The sequence below is a fragment of the Mycobacterium sp. 1164985.4 genome (genome assembly GCF_001668575.1).
Lineage (GTDB): Bacteria > Actinomycetota > Actinomycetes > Mycobacteriales > Mycobacteriaceae > Mycobacterium.
Map to the genome: position 1 here is coordinate 103,744 of NZ_LZMD01000070.1, position 21,887 is coordinate 125,630.

Genomic DNA, 21,887 nt, shown 5'->3' on the forward strand with positions numbered 1-21,887 from the left:
TAGGCTCGTGGCATGTCGCGCGTGCGCCCCGGATGGCTGGTCGCCTTGTGCGGGGCGATCGTGTCCGTGAGCGCATGGCTGCCGTGGTTGACTGCCAATGGCGGCCGGGTCAGTGCGATCGGTGGGATCTTCGGTGACCTGCCGGCGCCGAAGCCGGGCTTCGGGGTGGGCCAGCTGATCGTGCTGCTGGCGTCGTTCTTGATCGTCGCGGGGGCGATGTCGGCCCGCGGCTTCTCGGCTCGCCTCGCATCGACTGCCGCGCTGGCGATTTCGGTTCTGTTGGTGGTGCTGGCGGTGTGGTATTACCGCCTCTACGTGTACTCGCCCGTGTCCGCGGGTTACGGGCTCTATATCGGCGCTGCCGTGGCTGTGGTCGCGGCCGTCCTGTCCGTCTGGGCGATGGTGGCCTCGTGGGCGACGGTCGGGTAGACGGCGGAAGCGGTTTCGTCCAGCCTGTCGGTCTGACCGGCGACCGCTGGGTGACCCTGGAACCGCTGCGCCGCGAGCATGTCTCGGAGATCGCGGCGGTCGCCGCCGACGGTGAACTCGGCCGGTTGTGGTTCACCGCAGCGCCCGCACCAGAAGACGTCGAGCGGTGGGTGGACGCCCGACTGGCGGTGCAGACCCCCGACACCGGGTTGACGTTCGTGGTGCGGCGTCCCGACGGAACACTGGTGGGGTCGTCGAGTTTCATGGCCGTCGACGCACCCAACCGGCGGCTCGAGATCGGCAATACGTGGTACGTGGCCTCGGCGCGGCGTAGCGGTGTCAACTCCGAGACCAAGCTGCTGATGCTCGGTCACGCGTTCGACGAACTCGGTTGTGTCGCAGTTGAGTTCCGCACCCACTTCTTCAACATGATCAGCCGCGCGGCCATCGAGCGGCTCGGTGCCAAGCTGGACGGAATCCTGCGCAGCCACCAGGTGCTGCCCGACGGGTCGCGCCGCGACACCGTCGTGTACTCAATCCTCGACGTCGAATGGCCGGCCGTGCGAAACAACCTGCAGTACCGGTTGAGCCGTCACGCGTGACGCGCGGCCTCTTGGATCAGCTGGATTCGTGAGGCGCATCCGAGCTTGGCGTAGACGTGGGTCAGATGTGTCTGCACGGTGCGCGGCGAGATGAACATGCGCTCGGCGATGTCCTTGTTGCCCAGGCCGTCGACGGCGTGGCGCACGACGTCTCGCTCGGTTGGCGTGAGCGACTCCCAACCGCTCGAGGGTCGCCTGCGTTCTCCCCGTCCGCGCTGGGCGTAGGCGATGGCCTCCTCGATGCTCAGCGCCGCACCCTCCGACCAGACCTCATCGAAGGCGTTGTCGCCCAGTGCTTCTCGGGCAGCGGCGACCGCTCCGTTGTAGCCGATCGCGTATACCGGCCACCGCGCTACGCTCATCACGCTGCGGCCGGCTGTGGCCGCGCCGAAGAGCCGGGCCGCGTGCCGGTGGTTGCCGTCATGAACCGCGCACCGCCCTAGGGCTTCGAGCACTTCGGGCACGTGCACGAACGAGCCGGTGTCTTTGGCGAGTATCAGGGCGTCGTGGCCGTCCCGCTCGGCTTGGTCGACCTCCCCCTGGGCCAGCGCGACGTGGGCTCGCGCCACGGTGACGTTCTGTCGGTAGTTCCCGGCCGTCAGGGCGATGGTCTCGTCGGCCCACTTGCGAGCGGCGGCCAGTTCGCCGCAACCCAACAGCGCGAGGGTCATCGGGGTCAGTGAACGTATATAAGAGATTCGCTCGGGGGTGGCAAGGGCCAGCGCCGCCTCGAAAGCTGCCTTCGCCTCGACGTGGTCTCCAGCCGCCAAGGCTGCGATTCCCGAGGTGGTGTGCATAAGCTCTTCGTGGAATCCGCCCATCGCGATCGACGTTTCGCGCGCGTCTTCGGCTCTGAGCCGAGCCTCCGAAGCCTTTCCCTCGTACGCGAGCCAGCTGCTCTCACAGACCTGTGCGAACAGCTCGAGCATCCGCTCGCCGGCCGCGCGCGCCTCAGCGCTGACTCCCCGGATCACCTCGTCGGCTCCCGGTATCCCGCCGCACCACGCCATCGCGGTGGCGAGCCAGATCCGACAATGCCGCGACACGAAGCCGTCGCCGATGGCGTCCGCGACCTCACGACCTTCCTCCGCAGCCATCCGCGAGGCGATGGGAATCCCAGCTACGTTGGTGGCGACGGCCAAGCAGCTCAGAAAGTAGCACAGCCTCGATCGATCGCCGATGTTGCGCGCAATATGGATCGCTTCGGACCAGTACGCTTGGGACACGTCCGGCTTGTAGTAGGCAAGTCCACCGCAAGCGGCCAGGCAGGACGCAATGAGCCCCGGATCTCCCAAGGCCCGGGCTGCCGCCAGCGCCTCCTCGCCGCGCTCCAGGCTCGCCTCGTCGGCGGTCCAAGCAGTCAGGATGCTTCTGTCCGCGACGGCACGCGCCCAGACGGCAGGACCGACGTCGTCGTCCCGGTAGCGCTTGTCGTTGAACGCCACATCAAACGCGGCGATCCCCTCGCGCATTCTGCCGCGCGCCTCCCACAGCCGCTGCAGAGCCGAGGTCAGCCGCAGGGCGGGCGCGAACTTTCCGCAGTCGATGCTCCAGGCATGCGCCGCCCGGAGGTTGCCGGTCTCCCGCTCGGCCCAGTCGAGGAGCCGTTCGTCGCCTTCCAGCTGGGTCGCCGTCGTGACGTAGTGGTCACGATGGCGGCCGCGCATCGAATTGGCCTCGCCAGACTCGGTCAGCTTTTCGAGTGCGTATTGGCGAACGGTCTCGAGCAGGCGATACCGCATCGTGTCCGATTCTTCGTCGGCGGTCACGAGCGACTTGTCGACGAGCAGGGTCAGCTGGTCGAGAATCTGAAACTCCTCGGCCTCACTGGTGGCCGCGACAGCGCGCGCAGCGCCGAGGTCGAAGCCGTCCATGAACACGCCCAGACGGCGGAGCAGGACCTGCTCGGGCTCCGTCAACAGCGCGTGCGACCAATCCACTGAGGCGCGCAGGGTCTGTTGGCGTCGCATGGTGTTTCGGGCGCCGCCGGTGAGGAGTCTGAACCTGTCGTGGAGGCTGTCCGCGATCTGGCGCAGCGATAAAGCGCGACTACGCGCCGCCGCCAACTCGATCGCGAGCGGCATACCGTCCAGGCGCCGACAGATGTCCACCACCAACTCAAGATCGTCACCCGCGGCATGGAATGTGGGCCGCGCCCGTTGCGCGCGTTCCGTGAACAGTGCGACGGCTTCGTCCTCCAACGACAGCGAGGGCACCCGCCAGGTGATCTCGCCGGATACCCCGATTGGCTCGCGGCTGGTGGTCAGGATCGTCAGTCGGGGGCAGGTGTTCAGCAGTCGCGTGATCACGTCGCCGCACGCGTCCAGCAGGTGTTCGCAGTTGTCCAGCAGCAGTAGGACTTCGCGATCACCGATGAAGCGCTGAACCGTCTCCAGCGGGGACCGTCCCGGTTGATCGGGTAGGCCGAGTGTGCGGGCGATCGTCAGGGTGACGACAGCTGGATCGGCGATAGCCGCCAGATCGACCCACCACAGGCCGTCCTCGAAGTCCTCGGACAGGACGTTCGCGGCCTCGATGGCGAGGCGGGTCTTACCGGCCCCACCCGCTCCGGTCAGGGTGACGAAGCGGTTGTCGGCAAGCAGCCCACATACCTCCTCGAGCTGTTGAGCCCGGCCTATGAAGCTGGTCAGCAGGGCCGGAAGATTATGTGAGCGCTTGTTTTTCGCTGTGCGGAGCGGCGGAAACTCGTTACGGATGTCCGGATGGCAGAGCTGCACCACACGTTCGGGTCGGGGCAGATCGCGTACGGGATGGGTCCCGAGCTCTGCCAGCCAGGCGTCGACAGGCAACCGGTCGGCCACCAAATCGGTTGTCGTAGCGGTTAAGACGGTCTGTCCGCCGTGCGCGAGGTCTCGGATCCGCGCGGTGCGGTTGATGGTGGGTCCGATGTAGTTGGCCTCGTCGCGCAATTGCACTTCGCCGGTGTGCAGGCCGATGCGCAACCGGATCGGCGCCAGGGCGGTCCGCTGGAGATCGAGGGCGCATGCCACCGCATCGCTGGCGCGGCCGAAAGCGATGACAAAACTGTCGCCTTCACCCTGCTCGATGGGCCGAACGCCATTGTGGACGCGGACGACCTCGTCCAACGTTCGATCGAGGTTCGCGAAGGCTGCCGTCATCTCATCGGGCTCGGTCTCCCAGAGACGGGTCGACCCCTCGACGTCCGCGAGCAGCAGCGTCACCGTTCCGGTCGGTACCAGCTCGCTCACGCCCAAGTCGCTCCAGTTCAACGGCGCCGCGTCGATTCCAGTCATGCTAGCCAGCGTGCGGCCGTCGGCACCGCAAAACATCGGCACGGATGCGTAGATCCGCCGCTGAAGGGTGCGTAGATGCGCCGAAACTGCGGTCAGATCGCAGGACCGGACCGGAACGCGATCTGACCGCAGCCTCGACTAGGTGCGGTTACCCGGCTTCGACGGTCGTGGTCTCGATCGACTTCTGGCCGCCGCCGTGGGCGACGTCGATCTTCCGCGGCTTGGCGCGCTCGGCCAGCGGGATGGTCACGGATAGCACGCCGTTTTCGTAGGTGGCCGAGATCTTGGACGCATCAATGCCTTCACCAAGGCTCAGCTGCCTGCGGTAGGTGCCGAAGAACCGCTCGTTTGCCAGCCACTGCACCCCGTCATCCGAGCGTGCCGTGCGGTGTGCGGAGATGGTCAGAGTGCCGTTGTCGACGCTGACATCGACCGAACCGGGGTCGACGCCCGGGAGGTCGGCGGTCAGCAGGTAGTGGTCGTCGACCTTGCAGAGGTCCATCGGCATGAACCGAGGGGAACGGTTTGATCCGGTCTGGCTGGTCAGCAGGCCCCGGGTCAGAGCGTCTAATTCGGTGAACGGATCAAAGCGAAGCACAGTAATCCACCTCCTACATATGTCAGAGCCCGCCACCCTGGCGGGCAGCCAAATCACTGTGCGCACCAGCGAGTTTAGCACTCACATCAAGAGAGTGCTAGAAGAATTTCTAGGTAATCACGGCGGTCGAGACCTGGGCGCCGGCCAGCGGTCGACGACATCGGTTGCACCCGAGAACGGCGGTGAAAGGGCTCCCGCAGGGAGTGTGGGTCAGCAGGACGGCGGGCCCCTCGGGGGCCGGGAACCACCGCTGGGCCCACTGCAGCGCAGAGATCAGCACCGGGAACAGCGCGCGACCCTTCTCGGTGAGTTCGTATCGGTTGCCGGTGTCGATGAGCACGCCGTTGGCGGTGAAGATCGCCAATCGGTCGGCGATAGACCCGGGCGGCGCGCGGAGCTGGGACTGGAAGTCGGTGAACCGTCCTACGCCGACGAACGCCGCGACCAGCAGTGCGAAGCCCCAGCGGTTGCCCATGACGCTCATCGTCTGCGGGAAGAGGCCGGCCGCGGCGTGCTGGTCGGACTCCGAGCGTCGACGCGTCGATGTCGCTGCGGGCACCGACCGCTCCCACGATCCGCTCGGACCCCACTGTGGGACAACGTCTTTGTCGTCGGCCCGCTCGCCGCAGGAACGGCAGATCACCACCGGGACGAAGTCGGCGCCGCACGCGGCGTGGCGCATGGCGGGTAACGGCTCGGCGTGATCGGGAACCCAGTGGCGTTCCCACTCCCAGATCGACAGCAGCACCGGCCACAGCGACCGACCGCGGGGCGTTCCGGTGTACTCGAAACGTTGTGGCCGGTCCTGGTATTGACGCCGCTCGAGCAGTCTCGCGGTGGTCAGCGTTCGCAGCCGACCGGCAAGCACCGAGTTCGAGATCGGCAACCGGGCCTTGAAATCCCCGAACCGTGTCGCCCCCAGCAGCGACTGCTGCATGACGAGCAGCGTCCACTCGTCTCCGAGCAGCCCGAGCATGCGGGCGACGGCGTTAGGTTCGGGTGCGGGCACTCAGAGACCGACGGCCTCGGCTGCCCCATCGGTCTCCCGCCACCGCCGCAGCTCGGATCCCGAAGCCCACGTGGAGTGCGTCCCGCTCGAGACTCGCTCTGGCAGAGGGAGTTTGCAGACGGGACCGTCGGCGACCCTGGCGGCGTCGAACACCAGACAGTAGGAGGCGTCGGCGTTCATGTCCGTCGTGAGCGTGACGAGGTATCCGTCGTCCTCGGCGGTGGCTCCTCGCGCCGGAGCCGGGACGGCGACCTTCGATCTGGGCGCCATGGCGGTCTCGCTGCCGTACACCCCTTCGGGGAAGCTGAACCGTTGTTCGGCACCGGTGCGCAGGTCGTGCTTGACCAACCCGTCGAACAGGAACCACCCCGGCTTGCCGGTGGCCGCATATGTGTAGCGGTAGGGGAGACCGGCGTAACCGCCGTTGATCATGCCGAACTCGGTGATCGTGTCGGTCAGCTGTTCCTCGGTGGTCTGCCCGGTGACGAGGTTGAACCGCCAGCGGTGCAGCCGTGTCTGCAGCCGGTCGAGCGCCAGGAACCGGAAGGCCCGCTGCCACTTGTCACCTGCCCTGGTGTCGACGGGCGACGGGTCACCTTGGAAGAAGCCGTCGAGGACGATTTCGTCCCCGTCTTCGTACGCGTTGGTGAAGTGCAGCACGAACGTCGGATCCGCCTCGAACCACCGGATATCGGAAGGTCCACCGCGGCGGGGGATCACGGCGAACCGCGACGGCATGTCCGGGTGGAACCCCGGGAAGTGGATGTCGGCTTCAAGCAACTTCGGATCCCAGAACATGGGGAAGTCGTTGAGGATCGCGTAGTTCTCGGTGAACGCCATGTCGTGCGGTAGCCGCGGGCCGGGCAGCCGGACATCGGTGAGGTGGACGAAGTTGTTGTCCTCGTCGACGACGCCGTAGCGCATGTACGGGTCCTGCTTGCTATAGGAGAAAAACAGCAGCTCGCCGGTGCGATCGTCGACCTTGGGGTGCGCCGAAACGCCCCAGTCGACGGGGAATCCGCCCCGCCAGTCCTCCTTACCCAGGGTGTCGCCGGTGAACGGGTCGACGCGGTACAGGTCGCCGCACTGGTAGTGGCTGGTGAGCGCGACCCCGCGGTGCACGAGGACGTCGGTGCTCGACGCGTCCTTCATCAAAGTGCGCGCACCCCAGCCGTAATCGCGCTTGGCCAGCTGGATCGGCTCGGCCAGCCCGGGCCACAGTGGCCCGCCGGCGTCGTTCTCCTCGATGAAACCGTCGGTACGGACGAACCGGTTGCGGTAGAACGCTTTTCCGTCGCGGAAACCGACGACGTGCACCATGCCGTCCCCGTCGAACGGGTGATAGAACTTCAGCGCCGGATGGAGCGGGTTCTCCGTGTTGCGCAGGTAGACGCCGTCGAGGTCGGCCGGGATCTCGCCCTCGACAGGCTGGAGGTCGTCGGCGTCCCACTCGGTGTTCTGCGGGCGCCACGGCCCGGTGCGGTACGGATGGTCGTCGTCGTCCGGAAGTGTCGTCAGGTACTTGCCGACGATCTCCACATTCGCGCTGCCCATGTCATGCCTTCCCGACGATGAAACTGATGGTGGTGGCGGTGCTGCCGCCGAAGTTCAAGGTGCCGAACGTGTTTGCGCCCTCGACCTGATAGTCGCCCGCGGTTCCGCTGACCTGTTTGGCCGCGTCCAGCAGCATGCGCACCCCGGAGGCGCCGACCGGGTGGCCGCCACCGATCAGGCCGCCGCTGGGATTGATCGGTAGGCGCCCATCGATCTCGATTTCGCCGTTCTCGATGGCCTTCCACGACTCGCCGGGCCCGGTGAGTCCGAGGTGGTCGATCGCAAGGTACTCGCTGGGGGTGAAGCAGTCGTGGACCTCGAAGCCGTCGACGTCGTCGAGCGTGACGCGGGCGCGGTCGAAAGCCTCGAGAAGCGCGCTTCGAACGTGTGGCAATACGTACGGGTCGTCAGCGGCGCGATCGAGTTTCTGCTGCAGCCCCAACCCGACCGTGCGGTGACCCCATCCGGCGATGCGGCCCAGCGGCCGCAGGTCCGGGTGGTCGCGCAGGAACTCGTCGGTGGCGAGCACCACGCCCGCTCCACCGTCGGTCAGCTGGCTGCAGTCGAATCGGCGCAACCGGCCCTCCACAACCGGGTTGGTGGCGTCGTCGTCGGTCAGGGGATCGGGGACAGACCACGCGCGGGTCTGCGCATTCGGGTTCGCGCGGGCGTTGGCGAAGTTCAGCGATGCGATGGCGCGCAGGTGCGTCTCGTCGATGCCGTAGCGCCGGTCGTATTCGGCGGCCACCCGGTCGAACATGTGGGGCCACATGAACTTGGCGTCGGCGCCCTCGTGGCCGGTCCATGCGGCCGCGCCGAGGTGCCGCGAGCCCGTGTCACCGGGAACAGTCTTCTCCAGCTCAACCCCGAGCACCAGGGCTGACTGATAGGCCCCGGACCGAAGATCGGCGATGGCCGACAGAACGGCCACGCTGCCGGACGCGCACGCCGCCTCGTGTCGTGCGGCCGGTGTGTCCCACAACCCGTCGTGCACCGAGGCGGGCATTGCTCCGAGATGGCCCTGAAAAGCGAACAGTTCGCCGAACGCGTTGCCGACGTGCACCACCCCGATGTTGTGAGCGTCCACCATGGCGGCCGAGAGCGTCGACTCGACTACGTTCGTCGTCAGATCCGCGTAGTCCAGGCCCTCGCGGCTGAAGTTCCTGGCGAAGTCGCTCTGGTAACCGCCGAGGATCCAGACATCGGGTGCGTCCATGTCGAAGACCGTACTACAACTAAGAGAGTGACTCCACCCAGGTGGTGAAGAAGGGCGGCCCCGTCGGCTGCCTGTCTGAACCGACGAGACCTCAGCGCGAGTAACGGTCGACCGTCACCCGAGCTTCCACACGACATGCCCAATAGGGCGAACGACAAACAATCGTGTAGTCGGCGGCCCTAAGGGGAAGACTCCCGGCATGACGCAGCCGCGTACCCATGAGCTGGCCGAGCGGATGGCCGAGCTGGCGCGTATGTCCGCCTCGCCGCGCACCGTCGACGACGTGCTGAACGACGTCACCGAGACGGCGTGTGAGCTGATACCGGGCGCGGAAGCAGTCGGAGTGCTACTGATCGGCAGGGGCGGCAGATTCGAATCGCTTGCCGGGACCTCAGAGTTGCTGAATACGCTCGACGAAATCCAGATGCAGTTCGGCGAGGGACCGTGCGTGGAGGCGGCCCTCAACGAGCTAATCCTGCGCACCGACGACTTCCGGAATGAGGATCGCTGGCCGTTGTATGCAGCCGCGGCGGTGGATCACGGCGTGCTCAGCGGGCTCTCGATCAAGCTCTACACGGCCGACCGCACCGCAGGCGCCCTCAACATGTTCAGCTCGAATGCCCGCGCCTTCGACGCCGAAGACGAAGTGATCGGCACGGTCCTGGCCGCACACGCCGCCGCGGCGATACTGGCCAGCCGGCAGGGCGAGCAATTGCAGTCGGCGATGGCCACCAGGGACCGTATCGGCCAGGCCAAGGGCATCATCATGGAGCGTTATGGCGTGGACGAGGTGCGCGCGTTCGAGATGCTCAAACAACTCTCGCAGGACAGCAACGTCAAACTCGCCGACGTCGCGCAGCGCGTCATCGATACGCGCAGCGGCGCTGAATAGCGGCTCGACGGGGCGCTGGGTCAGTTCGCTGATAAGGATATGCGCGCCAGTCAATGTCCGAGACTCACCTGAACGCCGTGTGCTTGAAGTTGTTGAAAGGTGTAGCTGAACTCACCCCGGTGTCCCACGGAGACGACATAGCGATCTTGGCCTTCGGTGACTGGGAAACTGAACGAGAAGGTGCACTGCGCGCTGTCGCCGTGCCCGTCTCCGAGCGTGGTGGTGGCCAGTATCTCGTTCTTGCCGTTCTTGACGGTTACCTGTGTTTGCTTGCTTATGTCGGCATAGCCGCTGGTGCCTTCACATGCCGTCCCGTCGGAGGCGATTGCGCCCACACCGGCGCTGTCCATGAGGACGAATTTCCCTGCGGCAGTTGTCCTGTCGAGGATATGGAAGCCCTTCGCGAATTGCGGACAGAAAGCTTCGACGGCGAATTTGTCGGCCAGCAGACCCTGCTCAGGACCGCCCTCTTCGAGTTGGCGGCAGACTTGTCGTCCGTGGGCGACGGCTCCGGCGTCGGAATTGAATTCGGTGGCAAGTCCGGCATCCTTGAGCGCGGCGAGATATCCGGCTTCCGGAGATGGCGGAGTTGGGGTGCCCCCACGTGGTAGCGCCCAGACGACTGCTGCAGTCAGAACGATGATCGCTGTCATCGCTCCGGTCGTCGGCCAGCTCATTCGGATGCTCGACCTTGCCACCGAAACCTCGACATAGTCCGGCAGCATCTGACCTCCGACGGGGTCTGCAGCGCGGTGCCTGCCGTTGCGCACGCGATTCGTCGGACGGCCTGCGACGTAGAAACGCCCTTCGTAGCGTGCCGTGGGATCGGGTCGCCAGCCCGATAGTGTCGTGGGAGCGTATACGGCTCCGCATCGGTCGCATGTGACGTCGGAAGCGAGTTTCGAGCCGCAATATGGGCACGTTCTCTTCGCCGGACTCCGACCGTCGGCCGACCGCCTGGATAACGTCACTAACTCATCATCGACGTTCCGGGCTTCGTGTTCGTCGAATCGCCGGGGATTTGTGTTGAATGACGAAGCTGAGCCGAAGGGGACAGCGCGGGTAACCGCTGTCATTGTCGAGAGCCGTCCGTTGGCACACCTCAATTCACCCAGGTCGGCGCAACATCGGCCAGATGGGGGGCGAACTGCCGGTCTGTATGACGCCGAGTTCCTCGAACCCGTGCGCGGCGTAGAGCCGCTTGTTGCGAGGGTTGGTTGCTTCGAGGTACGCGGGTAGGTTGTCGCGGTCGCAGCGTAGAGCAGCGTGCCGGAGCATCGCCGAGCCGAGCCCTCGGCCCTCCTTCGGCGCGTCGACACCGATCAGAGGGAGGTACCAAACGGGCTCTGCCGGGTGGTATTCCCCCATCTGTCCCAATACGCTGAAGACCTCTTCCTGGTCGGGCTCCGGTACTGCCTCAGATGCGATGGCCGCCATCGCCTCGTCGTTCGACCCCACGTTGGGTGGCAGCCACAGGGCCTCCGCAATCGTCGACCGAGTCGGCAGTACCAGCTGCGAATGCTTCGCCGGCCAACGCGCGTACGAACGGGGGCCAATACGTCAGGTATCGACTCGCGTCGGACAGGAACCAGCGGGCGACGGGATCGCTGCTGAAGGCGATCGTGAGCGTGGCGATCGCCCTGCCCTCGTCGGTTGCCGGGGTTACCCGAGACTCCTCCGGACTCGTCATGCGCTGACGATACTCGGGCGCAGAGCTCAGATTTGTTGTCTGAGCTGAAGCGGGGAGTGTCAAGGATCAGCCGAAGTAACTGTCAACCATCAGCCGAAACACCGTCAGCCATCAACCGCAGCAATACAAAACAGAAGTGCCCCCGGCAGGATTCGAACCTGCGACACCGGCTTTAGGAGAGCCGTGCTCTATCCCCTGAGCTACGAGGGCGGACCGCTGGCAGCTTACCGGCTGGCACCCGCAGGCAGCGCGGACCACTCGTCCCAGGCCGCGACGCACCAAACGACACTGCGGGAACCTTCCGTCGATTACGCTACTGTTCGTTCCGTAATTGCAAAAGATCATTGCGGTCAGGAGGATCTGTCGTGCGCAGTCGCTATGCGGGCACGCCGTTCACGACGCCGACCGCCGAAATCGAGCGAGCACTCGAGGACGTGAGCGTTCCCACGCTGTTGCTCAGCCTCGTGCACATCACCGGAGACACCCGCTTCATCCGCGACTACGCCCAGGCCGGGCTGTTTCTCAACGAGGTTCAGGGCTTCATGTCCGAGGAGGACAAGGCTCGGGCGCGAGCCGAAGCCCTCGACGTGATCACCGAATACCGCGACCGCGGCTGTCCCGAACCCGCGCCGCTCGATGCGTCCGTCGTCAAGCAGATGATGGATTGGGCCGCTTGCGAACCCGTCGGCGAGGAGTATCTGCCGCTGCTGACCGAGGAGCTCGATCTCGACGGCGCCGACCCTCGTCGACCCGAAACCCTTGACCCGGCTGCCGCGGCGAACCTTCCCGTGCTCGTCATCGGTTGCGGTGAGTCCGGCCTGCTTGCTGCCATCCGACTCAAGCAGGCCGGCCTGCCGTTCACCGTGGTCGAGAAGAATGCCGGCCCCGGGGGAACCTGGTGGGAGAACAGCTATCCCGGCGCCCGCGTCGACGTGGCCAACCACTTCTACTGCTACAGCTTCGAACCCAGCAACGACTGGAGCCATTACTTTGCCGAGCAGCCGGAGTTGCGGCAGTACTTCGTCGACGTGATGAACAAACACGGCATCGGCGAGCACGTCCGCTGGCAGACCGAGGTGGTCTCGGCCGAGTGGGACGACGGGCCCGGCACCTGGACCGTCGCGCTGCGCGCCAAGGACGGCCGGATCTCGCGGGTGATCGTGCGCGCGATCATCAGCGCGGTCGGCCAACTCAACCGCCCCCTGGTGCCCGACATCGACGGCGCGGACACCTTCGGCGGTCCGGCGTTTCACTCGGCCGCGTGGAACCACGCCGTCGATGTCACCGGCCGACACGTCGCGTTGATCGGCGCTGGCGCAAGCGGATTCCAGATCGCGCCCGCGATCGCCGACCGGGTTGAACACCTGGACGTCTACCAGCGCACTGCCCAATGGATGTTCCCGAACCCGATGTACCACGACGAAGTCGGCGACGGCACCCGCTGGGCGATGGAGCACCTGCCGTTCTACAGCCGCTGGTACCGATTCCTGCTGCTGTGGCCCGGCGCCGACAAAGGGCTGGACGCCGCTCGCGTCGATCCCGCTTATCAGCGAAGCGATTACGCGGTCAGCGACATCAACGCCGCCGCGCGGATGATGTTCACCGACTGGATCACCAGTCAGGTCGACGGTGATGACGAACTGCTCGCCAAGGTCCTGCCCGACTACCCCGCGACGGGTAAACGCACGTTGCAGGACGACGGCACCTGGTTGCGAACGTTGAAGCGGGACAACGTCGAGTTGATCCGCACACCGATCGAGCGGATCACGCCGACGGGCGTGCTGACCGCCGACGGCCGTGAGCGGCGTGCCGATGTGATCGTGTACGCCACCGGTTTTCGGGCCACCGAGGTGCTGTGGCCGCTTCGGATCATCGGCCGCGACGGCGACGGCAATCCGGTCGACCTGCGCGACGTCTGGGGTGACCGTCCGTTCGCGTATCGGGGGATCATGGTTCCCGGCTTCCCGAACTTCTTCCTCACCTACGGCCCCGGCACACATCTCGCGCACGGCGGCAGCCTGATCTTCAACTCCGAGTTGCAGATGCGCTATATCGGACAGTGTCTGCATGCGCTGGCCGACGGGCTACACTCGATCGAACCGAAGGTCGACGCGACCGAGCAATGGCGCCGCACGTCGCAGGAGGCGATCAAGATGACGGTCTGGTCGCACCCGTCGATCGAGCACTCCTACTTCAAGAACGCCCGTGGTGAGATCCACACCGTCAGCCCGTGGAAGCTCTACGAGTATCACGACGCGGTGCGCGAACCGGAATGGTCGGACTTCGTCTTGAGGTCCGCCGATACCGCTGTGGTGCAACCGTTATAGCTCTGCGATCACCTTCGCGAACGGCTCGGCATGCAACTGCTGGACCGTGATGTAGCTGACGCCGTACGTGTCGCGGTAATGGCGCAACGTGTCGGCGATCTCGCTCGTCGATCCGGACAGCACCGCCGGCGTCGCCAGCAGTTCCTCATCGGAGAGGTGCGGTAGGAATCGCCGGGTGATGGACAGGTCGGGCATGCCGGAATCGTCGGTCGGCATGGCCGTGACGGCGATGTTGAGTTCGAGATCGTCGAACCGGTCACCGGCGGCATCGCGCACGAATGCGATGCGATCGGCGAGCGGATCGGATGTCGCGGTGATCGGGGCGCCGCCCGTCAGCCCGATGATGTCGGCGCGCTGTGCGGCCAGCGTCAGCAGCTTGTCGCCGTTGCCCGCAATCAGTATCGGCACATCGGGTGCGTGCTCTGCCATGTGTTCGGTGACATGACGCAACCAGTCCACGCGTTGGCCTGCGGTGGGGTAGGGCAGCTCGGCCTGCTCGAACTCCTCCTTGACGTAACCGGCTCCGAGCCCGAGGTCGAAGCGTCCGCCGCTCAAGTCGCGCAGCGTCGTCACCTCACGCGCGAGCAGGGCGGGGCGGTAGAAGCCCGTGTTGAGCACGAAGGTGCCCACGCGGAGGCGCTCGGTGACCATCGCCATCGCCGTCATCATCGGAAAGGGCGCCGTGGTGTAGAGGTGGTCGGCGACGTGCACGATGTCGTAGCCCATGTCCTCGGCGCGGCGCGCCCAGTCCTGCACTGACTTCTGACGACGCGCAGCCTGAAGGCCCACACCGAACCGGAAGGGTTTGGTCACGGATCGATCGTAGGAGGATCGCAGGCCGGCAAAGAATGTTTGGCACGCAGACTCGCTGGGCAATACATCTGCCGCCGACTTCGAATCACCGAAGTCCACTAGCCAAAGGACTTGCTGCCCCGATCCGGCCCGTCGTGAACTTCTCCGACGGGCCGGATCAATATTTCCGACCCCCTCAGTTATGGCCACTCATCCCACCATCGGTGTCGAAGAAGAATTTCTGCTCGCCGACCCGGCGACCGGTGAACCGGTCGCGCTCAACGAGGCCGTCGCGCGCGAGGCCGCCGACCGGGGTGTGAAGCTGCAACTCGAGCTGACCACCTGCCAGGTCGAAACCACCAGCGACGTGGTCGGCTCGACCCGAAACCTGCACGAACAACTGCTTCGGCTCCGTCGCCTCTCCGCGGAGGCCGCACAGGCCGCCGGCGCCCAGCTGCTGGCGGTTGGACTGCCGCCGACACTGCCTCGCGACTTTCCGATCACGGACACCCCGCGGTACCGCGAGATCGGCGACAAGTTCGGCATGATCGCGCACGAACAGGGCATCTGCGGCTGCCACGTCCACATCGCGGTGCCCAGCCGGGAAGCCGCGATCCGGGTCAGCAACCGGCTGCGGCCGTGGCTGCCCAGCCTGCTCGCGCTGAGCGCCAACTCCGCGATCTACCGCAACTCCGACACCGGCTACGCCAGCTGGCGCAGCGTGCTGTGGGCGCGCTGGCCCAGCGCCGGTCCGCCGCCGCATTTCGACTCCGTCGACGAGTACGACGCGGTCGTGCAGATGCTGCAGCAGGCCGGCGCGATGCTCGACGACGGCATGGTCTATTGGGACGTGCGCCCATCGACGAACTTCCCGACGATCGAGGTGCGCGTCGCCGATGTGCCCGCGACGGCGGACGAGACCGTCCTGCTGGCCGCGTTGAGCCGGGCCGCGGTGATGACCGCCCTGGAGGACGAGCGCAGCGGCGAGCGGACACCGCCGTTGTCCGCGCACGCACTCAAGGCCGCGTACTGGAAGTCTGCGCGCGACGGCCTCGACGGCGATGCGGTGGACCTGTTGGAAAGCCATCAGCGGGTGCCCGCGCGCGAGCTGCTGGACCGCCTGGTCGAGCACGTCCGACCCGCGCTCGAGGCGGTGGGTGATTACGACCTCGTGACCGACGGGCTGCGCCGCGTCACCGAAGACGGCAACGGAGCCATGCGTCAGCGGCGGGCGTGGCAACGTCGTGGCGACGTGCGCGACGTCGTCGCGGAGGCCGCTGAAGCGACGCTGGCGGGAACGTAAGCCGCGCCTTAGACCAGCGGGAGTTCGGCGAATGGCGCGCTGGTCGGCTCCTGCGAACCGCCCGGCGGTTCGACGGTGAAGGCCAGGGTGCTGGAGTCGCCGAGATCGGGCAGCACGGCAGTGGTCGACGGTGCAACGGACTGCGGGTCCATCGTGCCCGCCGGGTGCGGACCGTCCGCGCCGACCAACCACATCTGGTAGACGGTGCCGGGCTGTGGCGGGGTGACGTTGTTCATCACCAGCACACCGGCGTCCTTCTCGCGGGAGAACAGCACTGTCGCCGTGCCTCCGCCCGGGATCTCGCCCGAAACGGTGCGCACATCGGGAGCGGCGAACACCTGCTCGGCGGTCGACGGTTTGGCCGTCGGCCGCAGGGCCAGGCCGACACCGACCGCACCGAGCCCGACCACGAGCACGGCCGCGGCGGCGAGCGCCGTCCTCTGCCACCGGCTCGGTCGCGGCCGCAACCGGCTCACCGGTCGCTCTCGTCCACCGCCGACCTCGGCGAGCAGACGCTCGCGCAGCTGCGGCGGCGGTTCCGTTGCGGTCGAGGCCGAAACCACCGCCATCGCCTCCCGAACCTTACGAACCTCGTCGGTGAAGGCCTGCGCGACGGCAGGCGGGGCGGCCGCCACACGGCGGTCGACGTCCTCGCGTTCGGTGTCGGACATGGCGTTCAGGGCGTACGGCGCCGCAAGTGCGCCGAGGTCGGAATCCATGGGCTCGGTCATGCCATCCCCAAGCACTTGCGCAGACCGCGGAGTCCGTCGCGCATCCGCGATTTGATCGTGGCCAGGTTCGCCGACAGTCGCTCGGAGACCTGGGCGTAGGTCAGCCCGTCGTAGTAGGCCAATTGGATGCACTCCCGCTGCACATCCGTCAGCGAGCCCAGGCAGTTGGCCACCTGGCGGCGTTCGTCACGCAAGATCACCGAGTCGGCGACGTGGTCGGCGGGCGGTTCGACGGACGCCGCGCCGTAACGGTCCTCTCGCTGGGTCGCCGCCTGTTCCGACCGCACGCGGTCGACCGCGCGGCGGTGCGCGAGTGTCATCAACCACGCGAGGGGGGAACCCGCCGCCGGGTCGTAGGTGTGCGCGGTGCGCCACACCTGCAGGTAGATGTCCTGCGTCGTCTCCTCGCTGTACCCGGGATCGCGGAGGACGCGCGACACCAGACCGAACACGCGCGCCCGGGTGCGGTCGTAGAAAGTGGCGAACGCCTCGACGTCCTGTTCGGCGACCCGGCGAAGCAGTTCGTCGAGGTCCGTGGTCACCAGCGGTAGCCTAGCCACCCGAGTCTGTACCGGCACGGTTATCGGGATCTGGCCGCATGGCCAACGAAAGCCGGTGCCGGAGGAGCGGTTTCGCCGCGCCGATACGCAGGGGATACGACGGGGACACGCCTCAGTCGCAGCGTCAGGTGTTGGAGCCGGTACTCGAGCGCGGTCATCAAAGGCGCCAGCGGAGCCAGCACCTGCATCCGCAGCACCTGGGCGACGCTCGCACGTCGGCGCGTGCCTCGCACCGTCGCGATGAACGCCGGTTCGCTGCCGCGGTGCAGCGACACCGTCACATCCACCTCGTCGTCCGGGTGGGGCGCGCGAACGAGGTAGTGACCGTCGGTGCCGTGAAATGGCGACACCCGCAGCTTCTTCGGCGCCATCGACGTGCCGTCCGGACCCGGTGACAGCAGATATGCGTGCCGTTCGCCGTGGCGGTTGTGCATCTCCATGACGATGTGGCGCAGCACGCCCTCGCAGTCGTGGCACCAGTACAACGTGACCGGGTTGAAGACGTAGCCGGCGACTCGCGCCTGCAGCAGTGCGGTGACCCGCCCGCCTCCGAGGTCGACACCGCGGTCGAACAGGAACGCGTCAATGCGCTGCCGCAGCGTCTCGTCCGAGGCGCCTTCGAGGTGGTCCCGGGCGTCGAACTGCGCGAAGGGGCGCAGCCACCAGGGGAGTCTCGGCAGCCGGTCGAGGTCGACGAGCCAGCTGAAGCCGTGATGCTCGAAATGGTGGTACACCGGCGCGCGCCGCAAGTGCGCCGTCCGGGTGCGGTACAGGTAGGAACCATCCACGTAGCGGTATTCGGAGCCGCTCGCGCCCCGGATGGGTCCTCAAGCCGAGAGTCGTTCCCAGGAATGCGCGGACGCGACGAGCCCCTGGATCAACGCCGACGTCGCCGGCGTGAGCCCGTCGTCGCCGGGCAACTGACTGCGGGGGCTGATACCCCGCACGCGCGGTGTCAGCTCGAGTTGCGCGCCACCCCCGCGGACGCGGTTGACCGGATTGTCGGGGTGCAGCCCGCGCAGTTCGCGAGGCATCGCATCGAGATCGGTGATGAGTTGATACCCAGGCACTTCGACGTGCTCCGCGAGGTGTTCGGCGAGTGCGCGGTTGCGCCCGCCCGCGAGCAACTGTGTGCTACGACCGATGCGGCCGTACCCGTGTAGTGACACCGCGACGTCGACGTGATCGAGGAACTCCGCGAGGCGTTCGGATTCCTGCGCCCGGTACAGCGCCGACGGCAGGTGGTGCGGGTAGTGATCGGGGTGGCGCACCACGTACAGGGAGGCGCCAGCGGCGTCGGCGGCGCGTTCGGCGATCACGTCGGTCATCTGCTCCAGGCCACCGCCGTGAATTGCCAGAAAACCGAAGCGGGACCTCAGGATTCGCTCCTCGACGATGCCCGGCTGCGCCAGGAGTTCCGAAAGCGACTCAGGGGCAGGCAGATCGGATTGATCGGTGCGGCCCGGCCAGTGTGCGGGATCCCATCGCTTGAGGAACTCGACCCAGCGCTGCGGCAGCCCGTGGTGCAGGGCGCCGTCGATGATGCGCTCGAGGTACCCGGCCCGCGGCGGGCCCGGTTCGACGCGATGGTCGATATAGACCCACGCCTCGGCGGGCCCGTCGTCGGTGTGCACGGTGAGCCGGTCGCGGCGGTAGCGCACCGGAACGCCTTCGGCGCTGTCCAGCACCGCCAGGTCGTGATCGTTGAGCTGCCACAGCACGCCGTGCACTTCGGAGCCGTCGAATGGTTCGACCGTGGCGACACCGCGCTCGTTGATCAACCAGTCGTGGTCGGCCAGCCTCGCCGGCCGGGGATCGGCGGCAGCGGGGCACCGCAACGCCATCTGTGAGACGTTGAGGTTCGAGCCGTAAGCGAAGTACGCGTGCATCAACCCGTCAGCGTCAGATAGATCAACACCACGTTCAAAAGGGTAATCAGGCCGGCGATGAGCCACCCGAGCGCGGTCGTCACCCGGTGATTGACGTCGTCGCCCATCAGAGCGCGGTCGCTGGTCAGCCGCACCAACGGGATCAGCGCAAACGGAATCCCGAACGACAGCACCACCTGCGACAACACCAGCGCGCGGCTGGGGTCCAGGCCGATCGCCAGCACCGCCAACGCCGGCAACAGCGTCACGAGGCGGCGCAGCACCAAAGGAATGGAACGGTGCAGCAGACCCTGCATGATCATCGCGCCCGCGTACGCCCCGACCGACGACGACGCCAACCCCGAGGCGAGCAGCCCGATCGCGAACAGCAGCGCGATCGTGGGCCCGAGCGTCTCGTTGACCGCGGCGTGCGCCCGCTCGATCGAGTCGGTGTTCTCTTGACCCCGCAGATTCGTCGCCGCGACCAACACCATCGACAGGTTCACCGCGCCGGCGATGACCATGGCTATGCCGACGTCCCAGCGGGTGACGCGCAGCAGCATCCGTCGCATCGGGCCGGGATCGGGGTGGCCGTGCCGGTCGCGGGCCAGGCCCGAATGGAGATACACCGCGTGCGGCATCACGGTCGCGCCCAGCATCGCCGCCGCGATCAATACGCTCTCTGCGCCTGCGAATTTCGGCACCAACCCGGCGGCCGCCTCGTCGAGCGGCGGATGAGCGACGAACAGGCTCGCGAGGAAGCCGACCGCGATGATCGCCAGCAGGCCGGTGATGACGCGTTCGAACGAGTTCTGGCCGCGGTGGTCCTTAACCATCAGCAGCACCAGAGACACGACGCCGGTGATGATGCCGCCGGCGAGCAGCGGCAGGTCGAACAGAAGGTGGAGCGCAATGGCGCCGCCGACGACCTCGGCGAGATCGGTTGCCATCGCGACCGTTTCGGCCTGCAGCCAGTAGCTCAGCCTAGTGCGGCGCCCCATTCGGCTGCCGACCGCCTCGGGCAGGGACATCCCGCTGACCAGGCCGAGCTTCGCGGAGAGGTACTGCACGGTGCAGGCCATCGCGTTGGCCGCGACGATCACCCAGATCAGCAGGAAGCCGAATTGCGCGCCGGCGCTGACGTTCGCCGCGACGTTGCCGGGGTCGACGTAGGCGATGGCGGCCACGAACGCCGGTCCGAGTAGCAGCCAACTCGGCCGCAATTTCACCTCGGTGTTCTGGGCCACCCCACCCTCTTTCTATCCGGAACTGCGAATAGAAAAGTTAGGTTAGCCGAAACCTTGCGGCCGTGGGGTTAGGGGTTACTTGTGCCAGCCACCGAGTCCGATGACGAGCCCGCCGCCGTACGGCCAGCCCCAGTACGGGCTCGTCTGTACAGACGGTGACGTGACGATCTGCGAACTCCCGTTGGTCTGGCACTGCGTGGTGTTCGGGCCGATGTTGGTGCATTCGGGCGCGGCGCCGGCGATGGGTGCGACGAGCGACAACGCGCCGATACCGCCGAACGCGAGAAGCGGTGCGGCGTAACGGCAAATAGCCTTCATGGTTGGCCTCCTCGGGCCAGGGCACTTCAAGTCAGCGGCCGCTGGTCGGCGAGCGCTGCGAAAGATGTTGAGCGTCAGTCCCGGACGATCACGGGAAGAAGAAGCCGTCGCCTTCCCACATGCTGCCCCAGGGGCCGACGTACTCCTGCTCGGCGGGGGTCGCGTTGATGGAGACGTTGCCCGGGCTGACGCACTCGGTGGTGGAACCGCCGATGGCTTGCGCGCCGCCGGTGTCGACGCACTGCGGCAGCGTGGGATTCGGGGCCGGTTCGGCGGCGGCCAGCGGTGCCGCCGCAAGCGCTGCCGCAATGCCGCATGCAGCGATCGCCGGAGCGAGATAACGAAGAGTGGTCCGCATAGGCACGTCCTTAGTCTGGTCTACCCCCGGCCTTGCTGCACAGCGTACAACCCTTTTCCGGTGATCAGCGGCAAGTCGAGTGTCGTGCGGATGCCGGGTGGCGCCGCCACGACCGCGGGGATCGCGTTGACAACACGAGCGGCCGTCGCGACGAGACCGGCATGGTTGTGATCGCCATTCGGGCTGCTCAGGCAGAGGTCGACGGTGTAGGAAGGCTCGCCGGTGATCTCGATGCGATACGAACCGCCTTCCTGCGCCGGCTGCGGCCAGTCCGGATGCAGGTCGTCGCGCAGGCGGGTGACGTGCTCGAGCACGACGGCCACCCTGCCGTCCTTGATGCCCTGCACTTCGAAACGCAGCGCCGCCGCGGTGCCCTTGGCGATGTGGCCGGACGCGATGTCGAAATCCTCTGGCGCCGGTTCGCGCACATAGGTTTCCGACACCTTGTCGAGCGCGATACCAAGCCCCGCCGCCAGCTGCCTCACCACCGATCCCCAGGCCAGGCTCAGCACGCCGGGCTGCAACAACATCGGGATCTCATCGAGCGGCTTGCCGAAGCCCATCACGTCGAACATGACGGTCGCGCTGTCGTAGGTGTCGTAGTTGATGATTTCCATACACCGGATCTGCTCGACGCTCTGGCAGGTTCCGGCCAGCGCGAGCGGGAGTAGGTCGTTGGCGAAGCCGGGGTCGATGCCGTTGACGAAGACGCTCGACTGGCCCGTCTGCGTCGCCTCCTCGATGGGCTTGACGAGTTCCTCGGGCAGCACCTGCCACGGGTATTGCAGGAAGACCGCGCTGCTGCCGACGACGTTGACGCCGGCGGCGAGGATGCGCCGGTAGTCCTCGAGCGCCTCGGGCAGCCGGTTGTCGGCCATCGCGGTGTAGACCACGCAGTCGGGTTTGGTCGCCAGCACCTCATCGAGGTCCGTCGTGGCGGTGATGCCGGTCGAAACCTGCAGTCCCGCAAGCTCGCCCGCGTCCTTGCCGGCCTTGTCCTCCGACGACACCCATACTGCGGCGAGCTCGTACTGCGGGTCGTTGATGAGTTGGGTCAGCGCGTGCCTGCCGACATTGCCGGTGCCGATCGCGGCGACTTTGATGGTCATGGCGTTCCT

22 protein-coding genes and 1 tRNA gene are annotated in these 21,887 nt (G+C 66.7%); 5 read left to right on the forward strand and 18 right to left on the reverse strand.

The genetic code is table 11. From position 1 onward, the window contains the following. The first annotated feature begins 12 nt into the window (after window positions 1-12). Together A5650_RS14285 and A5650_RS14290 are read left to right on the forward strand one after the other, a co-directional pair. Complete coding sequence (locus tag A5650_RS14285; protein WP_067292358.1) at window positions 13-429, forward strand: hypothetical protein; 417 nt, start codon at window positions 13-15, stop codon at window positions 427-429. Next, a complete protein-coding gene (locus A5650_RS14290; RefSeq protein WP_067292362.1) occupies window positions 411-1,031 on the forward strand; it encodes a GNAT family N-acetyltransferase in 621 nt (206 codons plus the stop codon). The genes A5650_RS14285 and A5650_RS14290 overlap by 19 nt, the downstream gene beginning before the upstream one ends. On the opposite strand, the gene A5650_RS14295 is transcribed toward A5650_RS14290, so the two are convergent. The 5 genes from A5650_RS14295 to A5650_RS14315 all read right to left on the reverse strand — a co-directional run bounded on the left by A5650_RS14295 (window position 1,022) and on the right by A5650_RS14315 (window position 8,683). After that, window positions 1,022-4,306: a LuxR family transcriptional regulator gene (locus tag A5650_RS14295; protein WP_067292365.1), complete on the reverse strand. Its 3,285-nt coding sequence runs from the start codon at window positions 4,304-4,306 to the stop codon at window positions 1,022-1,024. The genes A5650_RS14290 and A5650_RS14295 overlap by 10 nt on opposite strands. Window positions 4,307-4,454: 148 nt before the next feature. Then, window positions 4,455-4,904: an Hsp20/alpha crystallin family protein gene (locus A5650_RS14300; RefSeq protein WP_067292369.1), complete on the reverse strand. Its 450-nt coding sequence runs from the start codon at window positions 4,902-4,904 to the stop codon at window positions 4,455-4,457. Window positions 4,905-5,013: 109 nt separating this feature from the next. Further along, window positions 5,014-5,880 (reverse strand): winged helix-turn-helix transcriptional regulator, encoded by an 867-nt coding sequence (locus A5650_RS14305; RefSeq protein WP_067292550.1) that lies wholly within the window; start codon window positions 5,878-5,880, stop codon window positions 5,014-5,016. A 33-nt stretch (window positions 5,881-5,913) separates the two neighbouring features. Next, window positions 5,914-7,467 (reverse strand): carotenoid oxygenase family protein, encoded by a 1,554-nt coding sequence (locus A5650_RS14310; RefSeq protein ID WP_067292373.1) that lies wholly within the window; start codon window positions 7,465-7,467, stop codon window positions 5,914-5,916. 1 nt (window position 7,468) lies between these two features. After that, window positions 7,469-8,683, reverse strand: coding sequence for an acetyl-CoA acetyltransferase (locus A5650_RS14315; protein WP_067292376.1), 1,215 nt, complete (start codon window positions 8,681-8,683; stop codon window positions 7,469-7,471). A 199-nt stretch (window positions 8,684-8,882) separates the two neighbouring features. On the opposite strand from A5650_RS14315, the gene A5650_RS14320 reads away from it, so the two are divergent. Then, the gene (locus A5650_RS14320; RefSeq protein ID WP_067292379.1) at window positions 8,883-9,575 is read left to right on the forward strand and encodes a GAF and ANTAR domain-containing protein; all 693 of its coding nucleotides are present in this window, start codon (window positions 8,883-8,885) and stop codon (window positions 9,573-9,575) included. A gap of 50 nt (window positions 9,576-9,625) precedes the next feature. Here A5650_RS14320 and A5650_RS14325 read toward each other — a convergent pair whose 3' ends face one another. From A5650_RS14325 to A5650_RS14335, 4 genes are all read right to left on the reverse strand, one after another. After that, window positions 9,626-10,546, reverse strand: coding sequence for a DUF732 domain-containing protein (locus tag A5650_RS14325; protein WP_067292383.1), 921 nt, complete (start codon window positions 10,544-10,546; stop codon window positions 9,626-9,628). A 136-nt stretch (window positions 10,547-10,682) separates the two neighbouring features. Beyond that, a complete protein-coding gene (locus tag A5650_RS26425; protein WP_156744134.1) occupies window positions 10,683-11,012 on the reverse strand; it encodes a GNAT family N-acetyltransferase in 330 nt (109 codons plus the stop codon). Further along, window positions 10,993-11,265 carry a hypothetical protein gene (locus A5650_RS26825; RefSeq protein ID WP_156744135.1) on the reverse strand — a complete coding sequence of 91 codons (273 nt, stop codon included), beginning with the start codon at window positions 11,263-11,265 and terminating at the stop codon, window positions 10,993-10,995. The genes A5650_RS26425 and A5650_RS26825 overlap by 20 nt, the downstream gene beginning before the upstream one ends. Before the next feature lie 137 nt (window positions 11,266-11,402). After that, window positions 11,403-11,475 (reverse strand) — tRNA-Arg (locus tag A5650_RS14335). Window positions 11,476-11,630: 155 nt separating this feature from the next. On the opposite strand from A5650_RS14335, the gene A5650_RS14340 reads away from it, so the two are divergent. Further along, a complete protein-coding gene (locus tag A5650_RS14340; protein ID WP_067292386.1) occupies window positions 11,631-13,592 on the forward strand; it encodes a flavin-containing monooxygenase in 1,962 nt (653 codons plus the stop codon). Here the strand turns inward: A5650_RS14340 and A5650_RS14345 are convergent. Then, entirely contained in the window at window positions 13,587-14,405 is an 819-nt protein-coding gene (locus A5650_RS14345; protein ID WP_067292389.1) for an LLM class F420-dependent oxidoreductase, read from the reverse strand. The two genes, A5650_RS14340 and A5650_RS14345, sit on opposite strands and share 6 nt — an antisense overlap. Before the next feature lie 181 nt (window positions 14,406-14,586). On the opposite strand from A5650_RS14345, the gene A5650_RS14350 reads away from it, so the two are divergent. Then, window positions 14,587-15,687, forward strand: coding sequence for a glutamate--cysteine ligase 2 (locus A5650_RS14350; RefSeq protein ID WP_067292392.1), 1,101 nt, complete (start codon window positions 14,587-14,589; stop codon window positions 15,685-15,687). Window positions 15,688-15,695: 8 nt separating this feature from the next. Here the strand turns inward: A5650_RS14350 and A5650_RS14355 are convergent, their stop codons facing one another. The 8 genes from A5650_RS14355 to A5650_RS14390 form a co-directional block, all read right to left on the reverse strand. Further along, window positions 15,696-16,418, reverse strand: coding sequence for an anti-sigma factor (locus A5650_RS14355; RefSeq protein ID WP_067292395.1), 723 nt, complete (start codon window positions 16,416-16,418; stop codon window positions 15,696-15,698). After that, window positions 16,415-16,996 carry a sigma-70 family RNA polymerase sigma factor gene (locus A5650_RS14360; RefSeq protein WP_082950760.1) on the reverse strand — a complete coding sequence of 194 codons (582 nt, stop codon included), beginning with the start codon at window positions 16,994-16,996 and terminating at the stop codon, window positions 16,415-16,417. The genes A5650_RS14355 and A5650_RS14360 overlap by 4 nt, the downstream gene beginning before the upstream one ends. Before the next feature lie 2 nt (window positions 16,997-16,998). Continuing rightward, a complete protein-coding gene (locus tag A5650_RS14365; RefSeq protein WP_067292401.1) occupies window positions 16,999-17,766 on the reverse strand; it encodes a DUF1365 domain-containing protein in 768 nt (255 codons plus the stop codon). Between the two features lie 39 nt (window positions 17,767-17,805). Then, the gene (locus A5650_RS14370; RefSeq protein ID WP_067292405.1) at window positions 17,806-18,867 is read right to left on the reverse strand and encodes a poly-gamma-glutamate hydrolase family protein; all 1,062 of its coding nucleotides are present in this window, start codon (window positions 18,865-18,867) and stop codon (window positions 17,806-17,808) included. After that, window positions 18,867-20,093, reverse strand: coding sequence for an Nramp family divalent metal transporter (locus A5650_RS14375; protein ID WP_067292408.1), 1,227 nt, complete (start codon window positions 20,091-20,093; stop codon window positions 18,867-18,869). The genes A5650_RS14370 and A5650_RS14375 overlap by 1 nt, the downstream gene beginning before the upstream one ends. A gap of 75 nt (window positions 20,094-20,168) precedes the next feature. Further along, window positions 20,169-20,411 (reverse strand): hypothetical protein, encoded by a 243-nt coding sequence (locus A5650_RS14380; protein ID WP_067292411.1) that lies wholly within the window; start codon window positions 20,409-20,411, stop codon window positions 20,169-20,171. A gap of 88 nt (window positions 20,412-20,499) precedes the next feature. Beyond that, window positions 20,500-20,769, reverse strand: coding sequence for a hypothetical protein (locus A5650_RS14385; RefSeq protein ID WP_067292414.1), 270 nt, complete (start codon window positions 20,767-20,769; stop codon window positions 20,500-20,502). Between the two features lie 20 nt (window positions 20,770-20,789). Then, a complete protein-coding gene (locus A5650_RS14390) occupies window positions 20,790-21,878 on the reverse strand; it encodes an NAD(P)H-dependent amine dehydrogenase family protein (RefSeq protein ID WP_067292417.1) in 1,089 nt (362 codons plus the stop codon). Between the last annotated feature and the right edge of the window lie 9 nt (window positions 21,879-21,887).

Coding starts and splice junctions, on each gene's coding strand:
- A5650_RS14285 (WP_067292358.1), top strand. CDS start 13: ATGTCGCGCGTGCGCCCCGGATGGCTGGTCGCCTTGTGCGGGGCGATC.
- A5650_RS14295 (WP_067292365.1), bottom strand. CDS start 4,306: ATGACTGGAATCGACGCGGCGCCGTTGAACTGGAGCGACTTGGGCGTG.
- A5650_RS14305 (WP_067292550.1), bottom strand. CDS start 5,880: ATGCTCGGGCTGCTCGGAGACGAGTGGACGCTGCTCGTCATGCAGCAG.
- A5650_RS14310 (WP_067292373.1), bottom strand. CDS start 7,467: ATGGGCAGCGCGAATGTGGAGATCGTCGGCAAGTACCTGACGACACTT.
- A5650_RS14315 (WP_067292376.1), bottom strand. CDS start 8,683: ATGGACGCACCCGATGTCTGGATCCTCGGCGGTTACCAGAGCGACTTC.
- A5650_RS14320 (WP_067292379.1), top strand. CDS start 8,883: ATGACGCAGCCGCGTACCCATGAGCTGGCCGAGCGGATGGCCGAGCTG.
- A5650_RS26425 (WP_156744134.1), bottom strand. CDS start 11,012: ATGGCGGCCATCGCATCTGAGGCAGTACCGGAGCCCGACCAGGAAGAG.
- A5650_RS26825 (WP_156744135.1), bottom strand. CDS start 11,265: ATGACGAGTCCGGAGGAGTCTCGGGTAACCCCGGCAACCGACGAGGGC.
- A5650_RS14350 (WP_067292392.1), top strand. CDS start 14,587: ATGGCCACTCATCCCACCATCGGTGTCGAAGAAGAATTTCTGCTCGCC.
- A5650_RS14355 (WP_067292395.1), bottom strand. CDS start 16,418: ATGACCGAGCCCATGGATTCCGACCTCGGCGCACTTGCGGCGCCGTAC.
- A5650_RS14370 (WP_067292405.1), bottom strand. CDS start 18,867: ATGCACGCGTACTTCGCTTACGGCTCGAACCTCAACGTCTCACAGATG.
- A5650_RS14380 (WP_067292411.1), bottom strand. CDS start 20,411: ATGAAGGCTATTTGCCGTTACGCCGCACCGCTTCTCGCGTTCGGCGGT.
- A5650_RS14385 (WP_067292414.1), bottom strand. CDS start 20,769: ATGCGGACCACTCTTCGTTATCTCGCTCCGGCGATCGCTGCATGCGGC.
- A5650_RS14390 (WP_067292417.1), bottom strand. CDS start 21,878: ATGACCATCAAAGTCGCCGCGATCGGCACCGGCAATGTCGGCAGGCAC.